General features: G+C 63.0%; 1 protein-coding gene. It reads right to left on the reverse strand.

What is annotated here, in order from left to right; all coding sequences use genetic code 11:
• Positions 1–5: 5 nt before the first annotated feature.
• Positions 6–974: an IS1595 family transposase gene (locus tag ACS5PK_RS22640; protein WP_439442521.1), complete on the reverse strand. Its 969-nt coding sequence runs from the start codon at positions 972–974 to the stop codon at positions 6–8.
• Positions 975–1,059: the final 85 nt, after the last annotated feature.

Below are 1,059 nucleotides of genomic sequence, written 5' to 3' on the forward strand. Positions count from 1 at the left end.
CCTGATTAGGCACCTATCTCCGCTGGCATCCGCTGCCTCAATGAAACCTGCCGCCAGGGCTGGGAGCGGATGGCATCGCTCAGTAGCGCGACCAATATCGCCCGCAGGTCAAAGCGCCGGTTGAAGCGGTATTGAAACTCCGCGAGGTAGCGTTGCGAATAGTGACTGAGCTTGAAACCCTTGAACGTCGACGCCATCCAGGTCTTCAGGTTTCCCAGCGTCGTGTTCACCGCCATGAAGCGCGGATGTGCCCCGGCCGCCTTGCCAGTGCTGTTCACGATGACGGGCTCATGCGTGAACCCCACCTCCTTGACCGCCGCAAAGGTGGCCAGCCCGTCGCTGACCACATGTGTATCGGGCGCCAGCGCCTTGAGCGCCCATCGTGCAATGGTCGTCTTCTGCCAATTCGGCACCACGTCCAGCCGCGTGTAGATCGCCTTGCCCTGCGGCGAGGCCTGCACGGCCGCCACCACCCGCACCTTGTTCGGGGCGACCCGCCCGACACCGCCGCCCTGGCGCTCGCCGCCGACGAACACATCGTCAATCTGCACCAACGTCCCCAGCTTGCGCCCGCGCTCTTGGCCGAACATCACCTGCATGAGCTTGTGCTTGAGCAACCAGGCGCTGCGGTAGCTGACTCCGAGGTCGCGCATGAGTTGCAGGGCCGACATCCCCGTTTTGCTCTGGGTGAGAAGATGGATAGCCAGAAACCAGGTGGTCAGCGGCAGCTTGCTGGCGTCGAATACGGTGCCTACCGTCAGGCTGGTTTGGCGGCGGCATTCGCAGCACTGCAGGAGCAAGCGGGTGCCGCGCTCGTGACGGCTGTGTTGAGTGCATGAGCACTTGGGGCAGACGAAGCCGCTCGGCCAACGCGTCTCGAACAGGGCTTGCTGGCACTGCGCGCGAGTGCCGAAACGCCGGAAGAACTCTGCCAATGGCAAGCCAGGTTGGAACTGAATGCGATTGGTGGACATGGTCGCCTCCGAGGTGGGGTGCGACCATCTTCATCGCCAGGTAGCTCGCCATGTGAGCCAGCGGAGATAGGTGACTAATCAGGTA

Source organism: Roseateles sp. DB2 (genome assembly GCF_051857535.1).
Taxonomy (GTDB): Bacteria; Pseudomonadota; Gammaproteobacteria; order Burkholderiales; family Burkholderiaceae_C; genus Roseateles_B.